This window comes from Accumulibacter sp., from assembly GCF_032229525.1.
In the GTDB taxonomy this organism is placed as follows: Bacteria; Pseudomonadota; Gammaproteobacteria; order Burkholderiales; family Rhodocyclaceae; genus Accumulibacter.
Genome location: NZ_JAVTWB010000189.1, coordinates 1,857 through 23,280, shown reverse-complemented (window position 1 = coordinate 23,280; position 21,424 = coordinate 1,857). Strand labels below are relative to the sequence as shown.

The window sequence follows — 21,424 nt, the reverse complement described above, 5'->3', positions numbered from 1 at the left end:
TCTTGCGTGCCAAATTAGGCGACTGCCGCGACCAGCCAGCGTGCGGTGCGCAGCAAGCGGGCATCGTCGCCGACCCGACCGACCAGTTGTACACCCACCGGCAGGCCGTTGCCGGCGTGCAGCAGCGGCAGGTTGATCGCCGGCATGCCGCAGAAGGTCCACAGGGTGCAGAACAGCGGGCTGCCGGTCGACTCCAGGCCGTGTGGCGCGGCGCCAGCGACGGCTGGCGTCAGGATGGCGTCGTAACGATCGAAAACCTCGTCGAGCGCTTCGCTTACCACGGGAATGCGCGCCAGCGCGCGCAGGTAGTCGAACGCCGTGATCGCGCGTCCGCGCTCAAGCTGTGCGCGCAGCGAAGCCGACATCTTGTCGGCACCGCGCTCGTAGTCGGCTTCGTAGCTGGCAGCAAGGTCCGCCTCCATGATCGTCAGGTGCCAATCGAGGGCCTTGGCCGTCGACTCGGGCAGCTCGAATTCGCCGACGTGTGCGCTCAGATGATCGACCAGTTCGCCGAAACCCTCACGGGCGTCGGCATCGAGTTGTGGCCACCACGGTGTCTTGACCAGCGCCAGCTTGGGGGGGAGCGGCGGCTCCTCCTCGCACGCCCTCAGCATCGGCACGCTGGTGCGCGGCACCATTCCGGGCTCGTCCGCGTCGTATGCCGACAGCACTTCCCCGAGTAGTGCGAGGTCCTCGACGCTGCGCGCGAGCCATCCCACCTGGTCGAGTCGTTCGGACTGGCGCAGGATGCCCTGACGCGAGACCATGCCGCGGCTGGGCTTGAAGCCGAAGACGCCACAATAGGCAGCCGGCCGGATCAGGGAACCGTTGGTCTGGGTACCCAATGCCAGCGGCACCATACCTGCCGCCACGGCCGCTGCCGAGCCGCTCGACGAGCCGCCCGGCGTGTGTTCCGGGTTGTGCGGGTTGCGCGTCTTGCCCGGCGAATAGGTGGCCAGTTCGGTGGTCACCGTTTTGCCCATGACGATCGCGCCGGCGACGCGCAGCAGCTCGACCACCTTGGCGTCGTGCCATGGCGCACGCCCGGCGTGCAGCGGCGTGCCATCCTCGGTCGGCATGTCGCCGGTGTCGATGATGTCCTTGACGCCGACGGGTACGCCATGCAGCAGGCCAAGCGGTTTGCCGGCCGCCCGCCATTCATCCGCGCGTCGTGCCTGCAGCAGGGCATGGTTCGGATCGAAATAGGTCCAGGCCTGGATTGTCGGCTCGCGAGCCTGGATCTGTCCGCTACAGGCCTGCACCAGATCTTCCGAGCTGAACAGGCCATCGCGAATGCCTTGTGCCGCCTGTCGTGCGGTGAGCAGGTTCAAGTGCTCCATGTCGTCCTTTCGTGGTGGATCATCAGTTGCCGTAGAGCAGGTCGGGCAGCCAGTAGACCAGTTGCGGGAACATGTGCACCGCGGTCATGGCCACGAACACCATCGCCAGGAACGGCAGGCAACCCTTGAAGATGGTGACCAGTTGCACGTGGCGGGGCGCGACGCCCTTCAGGTAATAGGCTGACATCGCCATCGGCGGTGTCAGAAAAGAGGTCTGCAGGTTCAGTGCGATGAGGATGCCGAAGAACAGCGGATCGACGCCGAAGTGCGGCAGCAGCGGCAGAAAGATCGGGACGAAGATAATGATGATCTCGCTCCATTCGAGTGGCCAGCCGAGCAGGAAAATGATCAGTTGGGAGAGCAACAGGAAGGTGAGCGTGTTGAGGTCCATGCTCAGCACGAAGTCCTTGATCAGGCCTTCGCCGCCGAGGTAGGAGAAGACCGACGAGAATGTCCAGGAACCAACGAACAGCCAGCAGACCATGGCCGTGGTGCGGGCCGTCAGGAAAACCGCCTCCTTGAGCCGGCCCCAGGTCAGGGCGCGGTAGAGGGCCGCCAGCAGAACGCCGCCCATGGCCCCGATTGCTGCCGCCTCGCTCGGGGTGGCCAGCCCGAAGAGGATGGCACCCAGCACCGACAGAATCAAGGCCGCCAGCGGCACGAAAGCCTTGGCCAGGAGCAGGAAGACGTCAACCCACGAAACGTTCTCGTACGCCTCCCGCGGCAGCTTGGGGGCCAGTGACGGATTCAGCACCACCCGGGTGACGACATAGATCATGTACAAACTGGCCAGCAGCATGCCGGGAATCATCGCCGCAGCATAGAGCTTGACGACCGAGATTGCCGATGTCGCGCCATAGACGATGAGCATGATCGAGGGCGGTATCAGAATGCCCAGTGTGCCCCCGGCAGCGATCACGCCGGCGGAAAGTTTCTCGTCGTAGCCCGCCTTGAGCATCGCCGGAAAGGCCAGCAAGCCCATCAGCGTCACCACCGCACCGACGATGCCGGTGGCGGTAGCGAACAGTGCGCAGGTGATCAGCGCCGCCACCGCCATGGCGCCGGGAATGGCGCGAAAAGCAAGCTGCAGGCTGTGGAACAGGCGGTCGAGGATATTTGCCCGCTCGACGATGTAGCCCATGAAGAGGAACAGCGGTACCGCCACCAGTACGTCGTTGTTCATGACGCTGAAGGTATTCTGCGTCAGCAGGTAGAAGACGCGGTTGTCGAAGAAGGCTTGGTCAGGCCAGAAGTAGGCGTAGTAGCCGAAGCCGACGCCCATCGCCATCAGCGTGAAGGCGATCGGGAAGCCGAGCAGAATGACGAATATGAACGAGCCCAGCATCAGCAGGGCAACTTGCGGATCCGTCATGTCGTTTCTCCTGACGTGGCTGCCACGTGCTGCTTGCGGATCGCTATTTCCAGCTCCTCGACGTCGTGCAGACGGTCCGGCCATGCGCCGCTGCGGATACAGATAATGCAGCGCAGCATCTCGGCGATGCCCTGAATGGCAAGCAAAGCGCCAGCGGCGGGAATGATCAGCTTGAGTTGCCAGATCGGGACACCGATCGGGCTGTTCACGCTGACCTCTTCGATACGCATCGAATCCATTGCGTAACCCCAGCCGGAATACATCAGGGCAATAATGCCGGGATAGAAGAAGATGATGTAGAGCACCAGCTCCAGACTGGCCTGGACGCGCTGCGGCATCAGGCGGTAGAAGACGTCGCCGCGGACATGGGCGCCGCGTGACAGGGCATAGGCGCCCGACATCAGGAACAGGCCGCCATAGAGTATGTAGCTCATGTCGAAGGCCCAGCTGGTCGGGTCATTCAACGCGTAGCGAACGAAAACTTCGTAAGTGGTGCCCAGCGTCAGGATGACGATGCACCAGGCAAAGGCATGCCCGACAGATTTCGAAAACTGGTCGATGCCGTGCAGCAGCGCTTGAATGGACATAGTGGGCCGCCTCGAGAAACCGGGCGGGGGTGCCGAAGCACCCACCGCCGCAATTAATACAGCTCTTTTCGCCTTGTCGGCTACGGTTTACTTGAAGCCGAGCTTGCCGAAGAGATGCTCGTAAGCTGCCTTGTAGTCGGCGTTGTTGTAGAAGTAGTAGTAGCCGACGCGCTTCGCCCACGCCTTCTGCGAATCCCATACCTTCTTGAAGAAGGGATCCTCGTCGGCAATACGCTTGGTGACGATGTCCCAGGCCTTGAGCTGGGCGTCGAAGATATCCTGCGGCGTGCGCACGATATTGACCTTGTGATTGTCCCTCAGCTCCTGCAGATCCTTCGAATAGTTGTCCATCGCCAGAGCATAGTTGGAGGTGGACGCCGCTTCCGCGGCATAGCGCAGGATGGCCTGCAGATCCTTCGGCAGAGCGTCATATCTCCGGCGATTGAAGACGATCTCGAAGAACTCCATCGACTGGTGGTAGCTACCCATCATGTAGTACTTCGCCACGTCCTGCGCGCCGAAGCGTCGGTCGGAAGTCGGGTTGTTGAACTCGAAGGCCTCGATGACGCCACGCTCCATCGCCGGCACGATCTCGCCGCCCGGCAACTGGGTCACCTTGGTGCCCATCTCCTGCATCAGGTCGGCAGCGAGACCGACGGTGCGGTATTTGAGACCCTTCAGGTCGGCTGCCGACTTGACCGGTTTCTTGAACCAGCCGAGCGGCTGGGTTGGCATCGGCATGGCGAAGAAGCCGACCACGTCGAGACCGATCTTCTTCATCAGCTCCTCATAATAGACATGCCCTTCTCGGTGAATCCAGGCCAGGTTCTGGGAGGCGTCGCAGCCGGTGACCGGGCCGGAGCCGAACAAGGAGGCGACCTTGCTCTTGCCATACCAATAGACCGCAACCTGGTGGCCGGCGTCGATCACGCCCTTGGAGGTCGCTTCCATCACCTCGAAAGGCTTGACCACCGAACCGGCAACCAGGTAGTCGATGCGCAGGCGTCCTTCGGACATCTCGTTGACCCGTTTGACGTACTCTTCGGCCATCTCGTTGAAGACGTCCTTGGCACCCCAGGCGCCCTGCATTTTGAGCACGATGGGGGATTGCGCGACAGCAATCATCGGGAAACCGGTGATCGCAGCGCCGGTGGCGCCGGTTGCCGCGGTAGTGAGAAACTTGCGGCGTGAAACCTTCTTGGTTTCATCCGTCTGGGCGGTTTTGACTTCTGACTCCATGGTTCAACTCCTCCTTGGTGAAACGACCTACTACAGAGATGGTTGCTTCGGTTTTCAATCGTTCCTGCGTTCGGGACGCACGATTGATCCTGTTGTTATGCAACCAAGTATCAGCGCAGCATTTCCAGACGATGCAGCAGCATCTGCGCCAGTTCCTTCAATGTCTTGATGGCCTGCTCGCGCTTGCGCGGCGTGCCGGCGCCCGTCAGCATGCACACCGCCACCGCAGCTACTGCCGGGCCACCCGTCGGGTCGCTGATCGGAACGCCTATGCAGCACATGCCGTCACGCGTCTCTTCGTTGTCGATGGCGAATCCCTGGCGTCGCACCTCGCGCACTTCCTCCAGCAGGGCGCTGACGCTGCCACAGCTCTTGGCCGTCAGGCGCGGCAGAGCCTTGCCACGAAACAGCTGCTCGATTTCCGGGTCGGTGAGCGTGCTGATCAGTGCCTTGCCGGTCGCGGTGCAGCTCACCGGCAGTCGCATACCGATGCGATAGGTGATGCCGATCGGCTGGTTGCCGTTGCGGCATGCGATGTAGACGACATCGGTGTCGTGACGCACGGCCAGTACGGCGCCTTCCTCATCGAAGGCCTTCAGCGCATCCAGCGCCTGCGCGAACTCCTTGGCGACGTCGGTGCGCGACAGGTAGGCATGGGCGAGATCGACGAGGTGCGCCCCGAGATGGTAGGTGCCGTCGTCGAAACGCCTCAGCAGGCCGGCGACGGTCAGGCTGGTGCACAGACCGAGCGTCGAACTCTTGGGTAGTTCCAGACGAGCGGCGAGTTCGCCGAGCGTTAGCGGATCGCGCGAGGCGGCGAGCTCGTCAAGCAGGCGAGCGGCCTTGAGCACCGATGGCACTACCGCCTTGGGCAGATCTCGTGTCGCCATTAACATCAGCTCGTTGACCTCGCTGTCGTCGCTGTGAATACGATTGACACCTCTGATGGCGCGAACCTACTATAGACTGAATTCAAAATCAAGCACGGAGTTCACATATATGAATACCGTTAAGCCACTACAGCATTTCATTCATGGTCATCTCGTTCGTGGCGCGGGTTCGCGATGGGGTGAAGTGTTCAATCCGGCCAGCGGTCAACTCACGGCGCGGGTGCCGCTGGCAAGCGCCGACGAGACCCGCAGCGCGATCGCCGCCGCCGCCGCCGCGCTGCCCGGGTGGTCGGATACGCCAGCGCTGCGACGTGCGCGCATCCTCTTCAAGTTTCGCGAGCTACTCGAACGGCACATCGACGAGCTCGCGGCGATTCTCACCGCAGAGCATGGCAAGGTGCTCGCCGATGCCAAGGGGGAAATCATTCGCGGCATGGAGGTCGTCGAGTTCGCCTGCGGCATTCCGCAGCTCTTGAAAGGGGAGTATTCCGACCAGATCGGTGGCGGCATCGATAGCTGGTCACTACGCCAGCCGGTTGGGGTCTGTGCCGGCATCACCCCCTTCAATTTCCCCGTCATGGTGCCGATGTGGATGTTTCCCGTCGCTCTGGCCTGCGGCAATACCTTCGTCCTCAAGCCTTCCGAGCGTGATCCGTCGGCCAGCCTGTTTATCGCCGAGCTGCTGGCGCAGGCCGACCTGCCGAAGGGGGTGTTCAATGTCGTCCATGGCGACAAGGAGGCGGTCGATACCCTGCTCACCGATCCGCGCGTGGCGGCGGTGAGTTTTGTCGGCTCGACGCCGATTGCCGAGTACATCTATTCCACGGGCGCCGCGCATGGCAAGCGGGTGCAGGCGCTCGGCGGCGCCAAGAACCATCTGGTGGTGATGCCGGACGCCGACCTGGAACAGGCGGTCGAGGCACTGATCGGTGCCGCCTACGGTTCTGCTGGCGAACGCTGCATGGCCATCTCGGTGGCAGTGGCGGTGGGCGATGTCGGCGACCAGTTGGTGGCGGCACTGGGCAAGCGCGCCAGGTCGCTCAAGGTCGGTCCCGGCACCGAACCGGCCATGGAAATGGGCCCGTTGGTGACTCGGCAGCATCTTGAGAAGGTGCGCGCCTACGTTGATCTCGGCGTCGAGGAGGGTGCCGAGCTGGTGGTCGATGGCCGCGCTTTGCGGGTTGCCGGCCACGAAGACGGTTACTTCCTCGGCGGCTGCCTGTTCGACCACGTTACCCCGGAAATGCGCATCTACCGCGAGGAAATCTTCGGGCCGGTGCTGTGCATCGTGCGCGTGCCCGATTTTGCTGCGGCGATCGGTCTGATCAATGCCCACGAGTACGGCAACGGCGTCGCGGTGTTCACCCGCAGCGGCAATACGGCCAGAGAGTTCGTCCGGCGCATTGAGGTCGGCATGGTCGGCATCAACGTGCCAATTCCCGTGCCCATGGCCTTTCACAGCTTCGGTGGCTGGAAGCGTTCTCTGTTCGGCGACCATGCCGTTCATGGCCCCGACGGCGTACATTTCTACACCCGCCTGAAGACGGCAACCGGTCGCTGGCCGCAGGACATCCCGAGCAGTGCCAGTTTTGTTATGCCAACGCACTGACGCGTCGTTGGCCGGCTGATCGCGACGTGACAACGGCATTCCGCCTGAAGAATTTTGTAGATCAGGGCGTTTTCGGTTAGAGTCCTGCCGGCGTGGCAGGTGGAGGAGGGCGGAAAAGGGAGTACATGGTCATTCCGCAAACGGCGAGACGGTCGTCCCGGGGGAGCGGGGCGGCCACCCGTCGAACGTCTGCCTGCCTTCCGACTTGGCGACAGCAGAGGGCTACGATCGATTGTCATGAGCAAGATTCCGCGCATCAAACCAACCCCCAAACAAGCCATGGAGTGGGTCAAGGAGGCCGGTAGCGGTAGCCGCCGTCTGGTGTTCACCGAGTCCGTCGAGTCACGCCTCAAGCGCCGGCGCATCGCGCGCCGCCAGGTGCTCGAGACGCTGAAGAGCGGCTTGGTCAGCGAGCCTTTGCACCAGGATGAACTGGGTGATTGGCGGTGTGCCGTGAGTTGGTTCCATGCCGGTGCTCGCCTGACCGTTGGCGTGATCTTCAAGACCTGCGACCGTGGTGAGCTGGCCGCGGTGACCAGCGTCCTGGAGGAATGACATGGGTGAGATGCTCAAGTACGAGGATTGCGGTCTGAAAAACATCTGGCTGGCCAACGGCTTCAGCCGCGAGGAGGTCGAAGGGCTCGGGCCGTGTCTCGAGATCGATGATATCGATGGGCTGCACCGGACCATTGGCCAACAGCTGGTCGACTACAAGCGGCGTCTGACCGGCGCTGAAATCCGCTTTCTGCGGGTCGAGATGAGCATGTCGCAAAAACGCCTGGGGGACTGCCTGGGCGTCGATGAGCAGAGTGCTTCGCTATGGGAGCGCGGCAAGCGCCAGCCGACGGTTGCCGCCGAGCGCATGCTGCGCTTGATGTATCTGGAGCATATCGACCGCGCCACCCGGGTGACTGAATTGATCGCCCAATGGAACGACGCCGACCGCCCGAAGGAGGAAGGGCGACAGGTGTTCGAGGAAACAGCGAGCGGCTGGCGGCTGGCGGCGTGACTGTCGCTCTTGGTAGTGCCGGGAGCGTGCGAGAACGCTACGGTCTCGGTTTCGCGTTCCCGACGCGTCAGTGCCCGTCGGGCGGCTGACTGTCCTGCTTCCCCCTGATCGCCCCGCGCACCGCCGCGAAACCCTGAACGCAGAGCAGCGTCAGGGTGCCGCCAACGATGCCGACCAGCATTTCGAGGAGCAGCGAGGTCAGCGCCTTGAGCAGGCCGCCGGCGGCCGTGAAAGTGCCGGCGACGTCGGCGGCGTGCTCGATGAAGTGATGGACCAACGGTATGCCGTGGCTGAGGATGCTGCCGCCGACGATGAACATCGCCGCCGTACCGACCACCGTCAGCGCCCGCATCAGGCGCGGCGCAGCCAGCAGTAACCCCTTGCCGATCGTTCGCGCCAGGGTGCCGGTCTGGTTGAGCAGGTAGAGCCCGAGATCATCGATCTTGACGATGCCGGCGACGATGCCATAGACGCCAACCGTCATCAACAGGCCGATGCCGGAAAGCACGGCGACCTGCGTGGTGAACGACGAATTGGCGACGGTGCCCAGCGTGATGACGACGATTTCCGCCGAGAGCACGAAGTCGGTGCGGACCGCGCCCTTGATCTTGTCCGCTTCCAGCGCCGCCAGGTCGACCTGTTCATCGGCCAGCGCTGCCAGTTTCCCGGCGTGCTGCGCGTCGTCGTCGCTGGCGCCGTGCAACCATTTGTGGGCCAGTTTTTCGACCCCTTCGAGGCACAGGTAGAGGCCGCCGATCATCAGTAGCGGGGTCACTGCCGCGGGCATGAAGCGGCTGATCGCCAGCGCCGCTGGCACCAGAATCACCTTGTTTCTCAACGAGCCGACAGCGACCGCCCAGACCACCGGCAGTTCGCGTTCAGCCCTGACGCCTGACACCTGCTGCGCATTCAACGCCAGGTCGTCGCCGAGCACGCCGGCGGTCTTCTTGGCCGCCACCTTGGTCATCAGCGCGACGTCGTCGAGGACGCTGGCAATGTCATCGATCAGGGCTAGCAGGCTGGCTCCGGCCATTGCGGTCTCCGGTTCAGGGTAAGGGTTGCGGCCATCGCGGCAGGCGGGCGGTGGCAGTGTACCGCGGTGTGAACCGTTGTGCGCAAGACCGTCCAATCGTCCATTCCGACGCTGAAAGTGCACCCAGCCAGCGGTCAACCCGACTAGCGCAGCAGCCGGACTTGGCGTTATCCTGCGCCTTTTTGCGCTCGGCGCATCCACTGAACTCAAACTTCCGACTGGAGACAACCGTGCCCGCTCTGCTCCCTCAACCTGATCCCGATGGCCTGCTCGAATACTCGGTGGTCTATACCGACCGCGCGCTCAACCACATGTCTCGACGCTTCCAGGGCGTAATGAAGGACATCTCGCGGATTCTCAAGACCGTCTACAAAGCCAGCGCGGCGATTGTCGTTCCGGGCAGTGGCACCTTCGGCATGGAAGCGGTTGCCCGGCAGTTTGCCACCGACAAGAAGTGCCTGATCATCCGCAACGGCTGGTTCAGCTTTCGCTGGACCCAGATTCTCGATATGGGGCGGATAGCTTCCGAAAGTGTCGCCATGGTGGCTCGACCGGTCGATGAGGCGAGTCAGTCGCCATTCGCCCCGCCACCGATTGAGGACGTCGTCGCCTGCATCCGCGCCGAGAAGCCGGAAGTCGTCTTCGCGCCGCATGTCGAAACCGCCTCCGGAATGATCCTGCCGGATGACTACCTGCGTGCTGTCGGCGAAGCCGTGCGTGCGGTCGACGGCCTTTTCGTTCTCGATTGCGTGGCCTCCGGTACGGTCTGGGTGGACATGGTAGCCAACCATGTCGACGTGCTGATCAGCGCGCCGCAGAAAGGCTGGACTGGTTCGCCGTGCTGCGCGCTGGTCGCGCTTGGCGAACGGGCGCGAGCCAGGATCGACGAGACCACCAGCAGCAGCTTCGCCTGCGACCTCAAGAAGTGGATGCAGATCATGGAGGCCTACGAGAACGGCGGCCATGCTTATCATGCCACCATGCCGACCGACGCCCTCGCCGCCTTGCGCGACGTGATGCTGGAAACGGAGAACTACGGCTTCGAGCGGGTACGCAAGGAGCAACAGGAACTTGGCCGCCGGGTGCGCGAACTGCTCACCAGCAAGGGCTTCAAGAGCGTCGCTGCAGAGGGCTTTCAGGCCCCCGGTGTGGTCGTCAGCTACACCGACGATGCGGATATCCAGTCGAGCAAGAAATTCGTCCAGCATGGCGTCCAGACAGCCGCCGGCGTTCCCCTGCAATGCGATGAGCCGACCGATTTTCGCAGCTTCCGCATCGGCCTGTTCGGCCTGGAGAAGCTGCACAACCCCGATCGTACGGTGCGCAGTCTGGCCGACGCGCTGGATGCGGTGAGCGCTTGAAGCAGGCGGGCGTAGCGCCAGGCAACGGTAGGCGCACGCGCGTCGGCAGAGCGCGATGTTGCGGTCCCAGGAAAGCGGCAGAAGTCAGGAACAATCGCCGCACAAGCCACTGATAGCCCGGAAAACGAGAGGAGGAAGCAGACATGGAAAAAACAGCCGCCGAGGTGGTCCAGAAAACCGCTGCACAGGCCATCGATTACACCAATGCCGACCAGTTGGTCGTCCTGGTCACCGAACACGGGACGTCGATCGGCATGAAAGTCGTTGCCGCAATCCTGATCTTCCTGGTCGGGCGATGGCTGGCAAGGGTGGTCACCAATGTCGCGCGCAAGGCTTTCCAGAAAGCCAAGGTGGAGGACACGCTCGAGAAGTTCCTCTGCAACATGCTGAATGCCGTCTTGCTGGTGGTGGTGGTCATCGCGGCGATCGGCGCGCTGGGCGTCCAGACGACTTCGATGCTCGCCGTTCTCGGTGCCGCCGGCCTGGCCGTCGGTCTGGCCCTGCAAGGCTCGCTTTCCAACTTCGCCTCCGGCGTGCTGATCGTCGCCTTCCGCCCGTACAAGGTGGGCGACTTCATCGAAGCGGGCGGCGTTGCCGGTACGGTCAAGGAGGTGCAGATTTTCACCACCATCATCCACGCGCCGGACAACAAGAAGATTCTGGTGCCGAACAGCCAGATCATGGCTGGTACGATCGTCAACTACTCGGCGAACCCGACGCGGCGCCTGGATCTGGTTGTCGGTTGCAGCTATGGCGACGATGTGGACGAGGTGCGCAAGCTGCTGAACGAGATCGTCGCCAGCGACGAGCGCATCCTGGCGGATCCGGCCCCGACAATCGAGGTGGTCGCGCTCGGCGAGAGCAGTGTCAATTTCGTCGTTCGCCCGTGGGTCAATTCCGCCGATTACTGGGCCGTTCACTTCCATCTGCACGCACAGGTCAAGAAGCGCTTTGATCAGGCCGGGTTGCACATCCCGTTCCCGCAGCGGGACGTGCATGTCTATCAGCATGGGGCCACCAGCTGATCATCGGACGCACCGGGAAGGTTCACTCGCCTCCGGGACGAGGCGTCCGGCAACACGGGACGACCCGCGTCGCTCGGCTCGGACCGCCCGACCTACCTTATCGCCGGCCGAACCCCGGTGGCCTGGCGGGCGCGCTGTTTGGCGGCGACGTAGTCGGCGTGGCCGATGTGGAGCAGGTTGGCGATCTTGCGCATCAGGTGTGATTCGTGGGCGTCGAGGTGGCCGTCGGCCAGCGCCACCCGCCACAGGTTTTCGATGATGCGGATCTTCTGTGCCGCGTCGCAGGCCTTGTTGATCAGCGAAGTGAACTGGTAGTAGCCACTGGCCTCGCGCGCTTCCTGTTCGGCGAGGGCGACCAGGGTCTCGAGTTGTTCGGCATCGAGGCCGAACTGCTGGCCTAGCGCGCTGTCTATGGCACGGCGTTCTTCGTCGTCGATGCGAGTGTCCATGCGCATCATTTCCACCAGCAAGGCGGCAGTGGCAACCTGCAGGGCGTGTTCACCGTCGGCCGCGGCCTGTTGCGTGCCGGGTTCGATGAACTGGTTGAAGAACTCCTTGATGCTCGCGATCATGGTCTGGGTGTCGTGTGGCGTGCGAGCGCGGTATTCTAGCAGCGTGCCGGACCTTCCTTTCACTCTTGACCGGCTGAGGAGATCGCTTGGTGCACAAAATGACAGGCGGTACGCCGCCGGGGAGCGACCCGTTTCCCGTCGATCTGGCGGCGCGGCTGGTCGCAGCCATCGCCGGTCGCGGCCCGGCCTACGTGCCGCGCACGCATCACCTCGATGACCATGGGCGGCCGCACTTCACCAACCGCCTGGCCCTGGAGAGCAGCCCGTACCTCCTTCAGCACGCGCACAACCCGGTCAACTGGTTTCCCTGGGGGGACGAAGCGTTCGCCGAGGCGCGGCGCCTCGGGCGGCCTGTTTTTCTGTCGATCGGCTATTCGACCTGTCACTGGTGCCACGTGATGGAGGCCGAGTCTTTCGAGGACGCGGCGATCGCGACGTTCATCAACCGGCACTACGTCGCGATCAAGGTCGATCGCGAGGAGCGCCCCGACATTGACGCCGTCTACATGAGTGCCGTACAGCAACTGACCGGTTCGGGCGGTTGGCCGATGAGCGTCTGGCTGACGCCAGCGCGCGAGCCGTTCTTTGCCGGAACGTATTTCCCGCCGCGGGATGGCGTTCGCGGTGCGTCGCGCGGCTTTCTCTCGCTGCTCACGGCCTTGTCCGACACCTTTCATCGCGACCCCGATCGCGTCAGCAAGGCGAGCGAGGCGCTGGTGCACGCCGTTCGCCAGCAGATGCAGGGCGACCACCTGCCCGGCAACGCGAGCGAGACGCGGGAATTGCCGGCACGCGCGCTGATCGACGCCAGCGTCGACCATTTCAAGCGCTCCTTCGACCGCGTGCACGGCGGTCTGGCGCGCGCGCCAAAGTTCCCCTCGCACGTTCCGGTGCGGCTGCTCCTGCGCCATCACCACCGCACGGGCGACGGCGCTGCGCTGCAGATGGCGAGCTTGACGCTGGAGAAGATGGCGGCGGGAGGTCTTTACGATCAGCTCGGCGGCGGCTTTCATCGTTACTCCACCGACGCGCAGTGGCTGGTGCCGCATTTCGAAAAGATGTTGTACGACAACGCCCTGCTGTTGGTCGCCTACGCGGAGGCTTTTCAGGTCACCGGGCGAGCCGATTTTGCCCGCGTGGCGCGCGAAACCTGCGACTACGTCCTGCGCGAAATGACTGACAGCGGCGGCGCTTTCTATTCCGCCACCGATGCCGATTCGGAGGGGGAAGAGGGTCGCTTCTTCGTGTGGACCGAGGACGAAATACGGCGCGAGCTATCCGCCCTCGGCGAGCGCGAGACGACGAGTCTCTTCCTTGACCATTACGACGTGCGAGCGGCAGGCAACTGGGAAGGGCGGACGATATTGAACGTTCCCCGGCCCGATGAATCTGCCTGGGCGGCCTTGGCCGGCGCCCGCAAGAGGCTGTACGAGGCGCGCGCAAGGCGCGTTCCACCCTTGCGCGATGACAAAATCCTGACTGCCTGGAACGGCCTGATGATCTCGGGCCTGGCGGTCGCCGGAAGGATTCTCGACCAGCCACGCTATGTCGCTGCCGCGACGCGGGCGGCCGAATTCGTTCTTGCTCGCCTGCGCGACGCCGACGGCAGATTGCAGCGCAGCTTCAAGGACGGGCGCGCGCGGCAGGCCGCTTTCCTTGATGACCATGCATTTCTCGCCGCCGGCCTGATCGATCTGTACGAGGCGACCTTCGACGCCCGCTGGCTGGCTGAAGCCCTGGCGCTTGGCCTGGAGACCGAGCGCCTGTTTGCCGATCCGGCTGGCGGCTGGTTCATGACTGGTGGCGAACACGAGACGCTGATCGCGCGCGAAAAGCCGGCCTACGATGGCGCCGAACCTTCGGGGACGTCGGTCGCGCTGATGAACGCCCTGCGCCTGGGCGTATTTACCGACGACGATCACTGGCGGCAAGTCGCCGAAGGCGGGCTGCGGGCGCACGCCAGGGTGCTCAGCGAGCGGCCCGTGGCCATGACCGAGGCGCTGCTGGCTCTCGATTTCCTGGCCGACAAGCCACGCGAGATTGCCATCGTCTGGCCGGATGGCTCTGCCGACGCCGCGGCGCCGCTGTTGGCGGTGCTGCGTCGAACCTACCTGCCGTCACGCGCGCTCGCCGCCGGGCCGGAATCGGCGATCGAAGCGCTGGGGAAAATCGTCCCTTTCATTGGCGGGAAAGTGGCGCAGGCGGGGCGCCCGACTGCGTACGTCTGCCGTCGCGGACGCTGCGAGTTGCCGGTGACCGATGCGGCCGCCCTCGAAGCGCAACTGCTGGGCCACGTTTCTTGAGGGCCTTGGCCAGGTGCTGCCGTTGGCCTGGCGAGTCGGGCATTCGAGCATTCGATCACTCGACCGCGCTGTAAGCTTGCTGCAAGGTAGAATTGCGCGGTTGAACAAATCATCTTTCTCGGCGACCCCTGTCGAGCGTTGTGGTCACTCGATGAAGGTCGAAGAGCGATGCCGGCCCGGGTCCACCAAGCCCCTGCCGTCATGACTCTTGACTACGCCACTCTCGACCTCTTGCGCCAGAATCACCCGGCGTGGCGACTGCTGCGTTCGGATCACGCGCCCCTGGTGGCGAGCTTCCTGCAGCGGGTGTTCATCGCGCCGAACGTGCGCGTGATGGCGCAGGCGGACCTGGCCGAAGCGCTGGAAGACGAGCTCTTTGCGCTGCGTGATCGCTTCGGCGCCGAGCTGTTCCCGAAAGCAGCGCTCGACTACCTCAACGACTGGGCGGCCAACGACAAGGGCTGGCTGCGCAAATTCTACGCGCAGGGCTCGGACGAGCCGCACTTCGACCTCACGCCGGCGACCGAGAAAGCCGTCGCCTGGCTCGGCACGCTCGCCGCACGCAGCTTTGTCGGTACCGAGTCGCGCCTGCTGACGCTTTTCGAGTTGCTCAAGCAGATGAGCGAGGGCAGCGAGACCGACCCGCAGACGCGCATCGCGGAATTGCAGCGCCGCCGCGACGACATCGACGCCGAGATCGAGCGCGTGTTGTCGGGCGATATGCCGCTGCTCGACGACAGCGCGCTGCGCGACCGCTTCCAGCAGTTCGTCGCCATGGCCCGCGAGCTGCTGACCGACTTCCGCGAGGTCGAGCACAATTTTCGTGGCCTCGACCGTCGCGTGCGCGAGCGCATCGCGCTTTGGGAAGGTGCCAAGGGCGCCTTGCTCGAAGAGATCATGGGCGAGCGCGATGCCATTGCCGATTCCGACCAGGGACGTAGCTTCCGCGCTTTCTGGGATTTCCTGATGTCGAGCAGCCGTCAGGAGGAGCTTTCAGCGCTACTCGAGCGCGTACTGACCCTGCCCGCGGTCGCCGAACTGCGGCCCGACGCACGCACCCGGCGAGTGCACTACGACTGGCTCGAAGCCGGCGAGCACACGCAGTTCACGGTCGCCCAGCTGTCGCAGCAACTACGCCGCTTTCTCGACGACCAGGCCTGGCTGGAAAATCGCCGCATCATGGACATCCTGCACGGCATCGAAGCCAAGGCGCTCGCGCTGCGCGAGACACCGCCGTCGGCAAACGACGTGATGAGCATCGCCGACACCGCCGCGGCGATCGAATTGCCGCTCGAGCGGCCGTTGTACACGCCGCCGATCAAGCCGGCTATCGCCGATCTGGTGCTCGAAGCGGGTGATCAAGACGTAGACGCGGCGGTTCTTTTCTCGCAGGTGGTTGTCGACCGCGCGCAGCTCGCCCGGCATATCCGGCAGGCCTTGCAGGAGCGTACGCAGGTTACCCTGCGCGAGCTCTGCGAAACGCGCCCGCTCGAACACGGTCTCGCCGAGCTGGTCGCCTACCTGCAGCTCGCCGACGACAGCTTCAAGAGCGTCATCGACGAAGACGTCAGCGAGCTGATCGTCTGGCGCGGCGCCGGGCCGGACGGCAAGGAGTACACGAAACAGGCGCGGCTATCGCGGGTAATATTTGTCAGCGGTTAAGCGATGCTGACGGGCCGGCTAGGCGCCGTGGCACCGTGGTATCCTGAGCCGTGCCATGGCGGCTCCAGCGGGGGTGGCATGATGAAAGATCACTACGATTTCAGTACGGGCACGCGTGGCAAGTTCTATGCTGCCGAGGTGGTCGTCGGCTTGCCGGTCTATCTCGATGCGCAGGTCGAGCGCTATCTGGTCGCCAAGGCCGACGCCAAGGGGGTCGAGTTGTCCGAGTTGGTCAATGCGTTGCTGAAGCGCGAGATCGCGATCATCGAGGCAGTCAAATAGCTCAGAGCGAGCGAACCCGGCATGGCCGTCGCCAGTGAAGTTCGTGGGGTGGGGATAGTGGCAGCACAAGAACTGGAAGCACAACTTGAGCTTGCGGTGTCGACGGCAGCGGCGCCGGCCAACGCCGAACTCTCGGCACTGGTCATTCCCCTGCTCAAGGGCGTGGTCTATCAGGAGGGCGACGCGGCGCTGTGGAATACGCTGCTCAATCTGCAGGCGCGGGTGCGTGACTACGTCGCCGTGCTTGACCTCGAACTGGTGCTCGACGAGGCCGAGGGCCATGCCTTCCTGCGCTCGCGTCCGCAGCCCGAGGATGGCGAAGCCCCCCGGCTGCCGCGCTTGGTCGCGCGGCGTCCGTTGTCGTTTCCGGTCAGCCTGCTGCTGGCGCTGCTACGCAAGAAGTTGGCCGAGTTCGACGCCGGCGGTGGCGATACGCGGCTGGTGCTGTCGCGCGACGAGGTCGTCGAGCTGCTGCGCGTCTTTCTCCGCGAAGGCAGTAACGAGGCGCGCTTGATCGACCAGATCGACTTCTACCTCGGCAAGGTCGTCGAACTTGGCTTCGTGCGCCGCCTGAAAGTGCAGGCGGGCCAGACGGCGACCTTCGAGGTGCGACGAATTCTCAAGTCCTTTGTCGACGCGCAGTGGCTGGCCGAATTCGACCAGCGCCTGGGCGCCTACCGCTCCTTGTTGGCCGGCGAGAGCAGCGCCGCCGGCAATGGTAGCGGCAACGTCGGGAAAGCGCGGCCAGCGACGGCAGAGGGCAGCAAGCCGCGGGACGCAGCCGATGAATGAGCCGCAGAGTCTCGGGCTCGATTTCGTTGCCGACGACACGCTGTCGGGTTTTCGCCTGCAGCGCCTGGAAGTCTTCAACTGGGGCACCTTTGACGCTCGCGTGTGGACGCTCAACCCGGGCGGCCAGAACTCGCTGCTGACCGGCGACATCGGTTCGGGCAAGTCGACGCTGGTCGATGCGGTGACGACGTTGCTGGTGCCGGCGCAGCGCATCGCCTACAACAAGGCGGCGGGTGCCGATAGCCGCGAGCGGACGCTGCGTTCGTACGTCCTCGGCCACTACAAGTCCGAACGCAACGAGGTCAGCGGCACGGCGCGGCCGGTGGCGCTGCGCGACCACAACAACTACTCGGTGATCCTCGGTGTTTTTTACAACGCCGGCTACGACCAGACGGTGACGCTGGCGCAGGTGTTCTGGATCAAGGACGCGCAGGGGCAGCCGGCGCGTTTCTTCGTTGCCGCCGAACGCGACCTGTCGATCGCTGGTGATTTCGCCAACTTCGGCTCGGACATTGCCGCGCTGCGCAAGCGGCTGCGGCGGCCGCTGGCCGAGGTTTTTGACAGCTTTCCACCTTACGGCGCCTGGTTCCGGCGACGCTTCGGGATCGACAACGAGCAGGCGCTGGACCTTTTCCATCAGACGGTGTCGATGAAATCGGTCGGCAACCTGACCGACTTCGTGCGCAGCCACATGCTCGAGCCCTTCGACGTCGGGCCGCGAATCACGGCACTGATTGGCCATTTCGACGATCTCAATCGCGCCCACGAAGCGGTTCTCAAGGCCAAGCGACAGGTGGCGCTGCTTTCGCCGCTGGTCGCCGACGGCGAGCGCCATGCCGTGCTGGCGGCGCAGATCGAAGAGATGCGTGCCTGTCGCGAGGCGCTCAAAGCCTACTTCGCTACCCTCAAGCTCGCACTGCTCGACAAGCGACTCGCCGGTCTTGCCGAAGACTGGCGGCGGCACGACGCGCAGCTCCAGCGCATCGACGAGCAGCGCCTGGCGCAGCGCGGCGAAGAGAGCGAGCTCAAGCGCAGCATCGCCGAGAACGGCGGTGATCGGCTCGAGCGCCTGGCCGCCGAGATTCATCGGCTCGAAATCGAGCGTCAGGCGCGGGCGCGCAAGGCGCAACGCCATGGCCAGCTGCTTGCCGCAGTGGGTGAGCAGGCGGCGCTTGACGAAGCGGCTTTCCTCGATCAAGGCCAACGCTTCGCGGCGCTGGCTGAAGCCGCGCGTGAGCGCGACACGAGCTTGCAGAACGACCTCACCGAGCTCGGCGTCAGCCTGCGCCAGGGCAAGCTTGAGCACGACGAGCTGGCGGCCGAGATCAACAGCCTCAAGGCCCGGCGCAGCAACGTCCCGGCCGCGCAGGTGGCGATGCGCAGCGCGCTGTGCCAGGCGCTTGGCCTCACCGAAGAAGCGATGCCTTTTGCCGGCGAACTGCTGCAGGTCCGCGACGACGAGCGCGACTGGGAGGGCGCCGGCGAACGCCTGCTGCACAATTTCGCCCTGTCGCTGCTGGTCCCCGACGCGGATTACACGCCCGTCGCTGAATGGGTCGATGGCACGCATCTGCGCGGGCGGCTGGTCTATTTCCGCGTCCGCAAGAGCAAGACTTCGCCCGGTGATGTGCCCAGCCTGCATCGCGACTCGCTGGTGCGCAAACTGGCGGTGAAGACCGACTCGCCATACTACGACTGGCTCGAGCGCGAGCTGACGCATCGTTTTGACGTCGCCTGTTGCGCCACGCACGAGCAGTTTCGCCGCGAGACGAAAGCGATCACCCGCGCGGGCCAGGTCAAGGCACTCGGCGAGCGCCACGAGAAAGATGATCGCCACCGCCTTGACGACCGTAGTCGCTACGTGCTCGGCTGGAGCAATGCCGCCAAGATCAGCGCCCTCGAAGCCAACGCCCGGCAACTCGAAGCACGGCTCGGCGAGCTGGGCAGCCGCATCGGCAAGATCATGAGCGAACAGAACGCGCTCAAGGAGCGCCTGAGCGCGCTGTCGAAGCTCGGCGAGTACGGCGACTTCAGCGAGCTCGACTGGCAATCGTCGGCGACCGAGGTGGCGCGGCTGCAGGACGAGAAGCGGCTGCTGGAAACGACGTCGGACGTCTTGCAGAACCTGAGCGCACGTCTCAAACGGCTGCAGGCTGAGCTCGCCGAAACCGACGCCGCGCTCGCCGCCAGGACACGCGAGCTGGGCGCGACGCAGGCCAAGCGCGAAGCCGCCGAGGCCTTGCGCAGCGACACCCTGCTGCTGCTCGCCGATAAGGCGGCGCAGCCGCCGCCAGCTACCTACTTCGAGCGCCTCGACGCGATACGCAGCGAAGCACTCGGCGAGCACCAGCTGAGCGTCGAATCCTGCGAAAACCGCGAGCACGACATGCGCAACTGGCTGCAGAGCCGTATCGACAAGGAGGACGGCACGCTGAAGCGGCTGCGCGACAAGATCATTGACGCCATGGGCTCCTACCGCAGCGCTTTTCCGCTCGACACGCAGGAAGTCGATGTCGCCATCGACGCCGTTGGTGAATACCGGACGATGCTCGACAAGTTACAGGCCGACGATCTGCCGCGCTTCGAATTGCGCTTCAAGAAGCTCCTCAACGAGAACGCGATCAACGAGGTGGCCAACTTCAGCGCGCAACTGGCGATGTGGCGCGAAACGATCAAGGATCGCATCGCGCACATCAACGCCTCGCTGACGCAGATCGACTACAACGCCGGCCGCTATATCACGCTCGAAGCACAGGCAACGCCCGACGCCGACATCCGTGATTTTCAGGGCGAGCTGCGCGCCTGTAGCGAAGGCAGCATCACCGGCTCGGACGACGCCCAGTATTCGGAAGCCAAGTTCCTGCAGGTCAGGCACATCATCGAACGCCTGCGCGGCCGCGAGGGCCTCTCCGAGCACGATCGCCGGTGGACGACCAAGGTCACCGACGTCCGCAGCTGGTTCGTCTTTGCCGCCAGCGAGCGCTGGCGCGAGGACGATAGCGAGCACGAGCACTACTCCGACTCCGGCGGCAAGTCGGGCGGCCAGAAAGAAAAGCTCGCCTACACCATCCTGGCAGCCAGCCTGGCCTACCAGTTCGGCCTCGAGTGGGGCGCCGTACGCTCGCGCTCGTTTCGCTTCGTGGTCATCGACGAGGCTTTCGGGCGCGGCTCGGACGAGTCGGCGCAATACGGCCTGCGCCTGTTCGCGCAGCTCAACCTGCAACTGCTGATCGTCACGCCGCTGCAGAAAATCCACATCATCGAGCCCTTCGTCGCCAGCGTTGGCTTCGTGCATAACGAAGAAGGCCGCAGCTCGAAACTGCGCAACCTGTCGATCGAGGAATACCGCGCCGAGAAGGCGAGGGCGGCCGGGTGAGCTGGACGCGGCCCGCCGAGCTGCGGGGGCAGGTGCAGAAACTGTGGGACCGCGGCGAAGTGCTCGCCAGTCGGGTCATCGGCGAGTCGCCGTTTCCGCGCCGGCTGGTCCTCAAGGGACCGAGCTCGGCGGAAATCGCCGAGCGCTTCGACGCGGTGCGCGCCTGGGTCGCCGAGCTGCGCGCCATGCCGCACTGCCGGATCGAGATGCGCGAATTCCGCCATCGCGTTTTCGGCGCCAATGCCATTCCCAACGAGGCGTGGATCGACAGCGTCGACGACGCGCTGGCGCTGATCGGCAAGCGCCGCGAGCTCGCGCGCTTCGATGCACTGCTCGAGGTAACGCGGCAGCGCCAGCCGCAGCTGCTGGCCTGGCTTGCCAAGCGGCCGTTGCGCGCGCTCGAACTGGCCAACGAATGGAGCCGCCTGCTGGCGATCGTCGGCTGGGTAGCGGCACGTTCGCAGCCAGCGCCGACGGCCGGCGTCTATCTGCGGCAGGTGGACATTGCTGGCGTGCACAGCAAGTTCATCGAAGCGCATCGCGGCGTTCTCGGCGAGTGGCTCGATCTCGTTCTGCCGCCAGCGGCCGTCGACGCGTCGGCAGTGGGCGTCAGCGGTTTTGCCCGGCGTTACGGTTTCCGCGACAAACCGGTACGCATCCGTTTGCGGATTCTCGACCCGGCGCACTCGCGCCTGCCGGGCGACTTCGGCGACGACATCACGCTCGACGCCGAGAGCTTCGCCCGCCTCGAACCCGCCGTTGCACGCGTCTTCATCACCGAGAACGAGATCAACTTTCTGGCCTTCCCGGCCGTTCGCGACAGCCTGATCGTCTTCGGCGCCGGCTACGGCTTCGAGATGCTGGCGCAGGCGCAATGGCTGTCGCGCTGCCGCATCCATTACTGGGGCGACATCGACACGCACGGCTTCGCCATCCTCGACCAGCTACGTGCGCACTTCGACCACGTCGATT

Annotated in this window: 18 protein-coding genes; 11 read left to right on the top strand and 7 right to left on the bottom strand. The window is 64.3% G+C overall.

The window, feature by feature from the left end; genetic code table 11:
- Positions 1 to 14: 14 nt before the first annotated feature.
- From RUW20_RS14850 to RUW20_RS14830, 5 genes are all read right to left on the bottom strand, one after another.
- The gene (locus tag RUW20_RS14850; protein WP_313953006.1) at positions 15 to 1,340 is read right to left on the bottom strand and encodes an amidase; all 1,326 of its coding nucleotides are present in this window, start codon (positions 1,338 to 1,340) and stop codon (positions 15 to 17) included.
- 22 nt (positions 1,341 to 1,362) lie between these two features.
- Entirely contained in the window at positions 1,363 to 2,712 is a 1,350-nt protein-coding gene (locus RUW20_RS14845) for a TRAP transporter large permease subunit (RefSeq protein ID WP_313953005.1), read from the bottom strand.
- A complete protein-coding gene (locus tag RUW20_RS14840; RefSeq protein WP_313953020.1) occupies positions 2,709 to 3,293 on the bottom strand; it encodes a TRAP transporter small permease subunit in 585 nt (194 codons plus the stop codon). Before RUW20_RS14840 ends, RUW20_RS14845 begins: the two co-directional genes overlap by 4 nt.
- Before the next feature lie 93 nt (positions 3,294 to 3,386).
- Complete coding sequence (locus RUW20_RS14835; protein ID WP_313953004.1) at positions 3,387 to 4,538, bottom strand: TRAP transporter substrate-binding protein; 1,152 nt, start codon at positions 4,536 to 4,538, stop codon at positions 3,387 to 3,389.
- A gap of 110 nt (positions 4,539 to 4,648) precedes the next feature.
- Complete coding sequence (locus RUW20_RS14830) at positions 4,649 to 5,428, bottom strand: IclR family transcriptional regulator (RefSeq protein WP_313953003.1); 780 nt, start codon at positions 5,426 to 5,428, stop codon at positions 4,649 to 4,651.
- A 109-nt stretch (positions 5,429 to 5,537) separates the two neighbouring features.
- On the opposite strand from RUW20_RS14830, the gene RUW20_RS14825 reads away from it, so the two are divergent.
- From RUW20_RS14825 to RUW20_RS14815, 3 genes are all read left to right on the top strand, one after another.
- On the top strand, positions 5,538 to 7,037 hold the full coding sequence (locus tag RUW20_RS14825) for a CoA-acylating methylmalonate-semialdehyde dehydrogenase (protein WP_313953002.1): 1,500 nt from the start codon (positions 5,538 to 5,540) through the stop codon (positions 7,035 to 7,037).
- Between the two features lie 237 nt (positions 7,038 to 7,274).
- Positions 7,275 to 7,592: a hypothetical protein gene (locus RUW20_RS14820; RefSeq protein WP_313953001.1), complete on the top strand. Its 318-nt coding sequence runs from the start codon at positions 7,275 to 7,277 to the stop codon at positions 7,590 to 7,592.
- A 1-nt stretch (position 7,593) separates the two neighbouring features.
- Entirely contained in the window at positions 7,594 to 8,046 is a 453-nt protein-coding gene (locus tag RUW20_RS14815; protein WP_313953000.1) for a helix-turn-helix domain-containing protein, read from the top strand.
- Positions 8,047 to 8,113: 67 nt separating this feature from the next.
- Here the strand turns inward: RUW20_RS14815 and RUW20_RS14810 are convergent, their stop codons facing one another.
- A complete protein-coding gene (locus RUW20_RS14810; RefSeq protein ID WP_313952999.1) occupies positions 8,114 to 9,079 on the bottom strand; it encodes a DUF808 domain-containing protein in 966 nt (321 codons plus the stop codon).
- Positions 9,080 to 9,309: 230 nt separating this feature from the next.
- Between RUW20_RS14810 and RUW20_RS14805 the strand changes: the two genes are divergently transcribed.
- Both RUW20_RS14805 and RUW20_RS14800 read left to right on the top strand, forming a co-directional pair.
- Positions 9,310 to 10,440, top strand: a complete 1,131-nt coding sequence (locus RUW20_RS14805; protein ID WP_313952998.1) for an aminotransferase class V-fold PLP-dependent enzyme — start codon at positions 9,310 to 9,312, stop codon at positions 10,438 to 10,440.
- Positions 10,441 to 10,583: 143 nt separating this feature from the next.
- A complete protein-coding gene (locus tag RUW20_RS14800) occupies positions 10,584 to 11,465 on the top strand; it encodes a mechanosensitive ion channel domain-containing protein (RefSeq protein ID WP_313952997.1) in 882 nt (293 codons plus the stop codon).
- A gap of 92 nt (positions 11,466 to 11,557) precedes the next feature.
- Here RUW20_RS14800 and RUW20_RS14795 read toward each other — a convergent pair whose 3' ends face one another.
- Positions 11,558 to 12,037, bottom strand: a complete 480-nt coding sequence (locus tag RUW20_RS14795; RefSeq protein ID WP_313952996.1) for a TerB family tellurite resistance protein — start codon at positions 12,035 to 12,037, stop codon at positions 11,558 to 11,560.
- Positions 12,038 to 12,135: 98 nt separating this feature from the next.
- On the opposite strand from RUW20_RS14795, the gene RUW20_RS14790 reads away from it, so the two are divergent.
- From RUW20_RS14790 to RUW20_RS14765, 6 genes are all read left to right on the top strand, one after another.
- Positions 12,136 to 14,340: a thioredoxin domain-containing protein gene (locus tag RUW20_RS14790; RefSeq protein WP_313953019.1), complete on the top strand. Its 2,205-nt coding sequence runs from the start codon at positions 12,136 to 12,138 to the stop codon at positions 14,338 to 14,340.
- Positions 14,341 to 14,541: 201 nt separating this feature from the next.
- Positions 14,542 to 16,002: a DUF3375 domain-containing protein gene (locus tag RUW20_RS14785; protein ID WP_313952995.1), complete on the top strand. Its 1,461-nt coding sequence runs from the start codon at positions 14,542 to 14,544 to the stop codon at positions 16,000 to 16,002.
- A 78-nt stretch (positions 16,003 to 16,080) separates the two neighbouring features.
- Complete coding sequence (locus RUW20_RS14780; protein ID WP_313952994.1) at positions 16,081 to 16,284, top strand: hypothetical protein; 204 nt, start codon at positions 16,081 to 16,083, stop codon at positions 16,282 to 16,284.
- 21 nt (positions 16,285 to 16,305) lie between these two features.
- A complete protein-coding gene (locus RUW20_RS14775) occupies positions 16,306 to 17,076 on the top strand; it encodes a DUF4194 domain-containing protein (protein WP_313952993.1) in 771 nt (256 codons plus the stop codon).
- Positions 17,069 to 20,452, top strand: coding sequence for an ATP-binding protein (locus tag RUW20_RS14770; RefSeq protein ID WP_313952992.1), 3,384 nt, complete (start codon positions 17,069 to 17,071; stop codon positions 20,450 to 20,452). Before RUW20_RS14775 ends, RUW20_RS14770 begins: the two co-directional genes overlap by 8 nt.
- A partial coding sequence (locus RUW20_RS14765) for a DUF3322 domain-containing protein (protein ID WP_313952991.1) occupies positions 20,449 to 21,424 on the top strand: 976 nt, incomplete at its 3' end. The genes RUW20_RS14770 and RUW20_RS14765, both read left to right, overlap by 4 nt.